Here is a 228-nt window from a genome sequence, read left to right on the forward strand (position 1 = left end):
CTTCGCCGCGGGCGACCATCCGTACGCATTCATCCCGGTCCGGGACGATCTTCAGGATCAGCCGGTCGATCTCCGGCTGCGGCCCCCAGTGGTTCTTGACCGCTTCCATGACGATGTGCTCGCCGGGAATCCACTCCGCCAGTCGGAACGGCCCCGAGCCCACCGGCTTCAGATTGTGCGGGTTGGTCGCCCAGTCGGTGCCCTCGTAGAGGTGCCGGGGCAGGATGT

At 66.7% G+C, this 228-nt stretch carries 1 protein-coding gene; it reads right to left on the reverse strand.

The genetic code is table 11. The annotated features are described in order from the left end of the window. Positions 1–228, reverse strand: a 228-nt coding sequence (locus C5N14_RS31620; RefSeq protein WP_243640300.1) for an ABC transporter substrate-binding protein, incomplete at both ends; no start/stop codon positions are given.

Source organism: Micromonospora sp. MW-13 (assembly GCF_003434305.1).
Taxonomy (GTDB): Bacteria; Actinomycetota; Actinomycetes; order Mycobacteriales; family Micromonosporaceae; genus Micromonospora.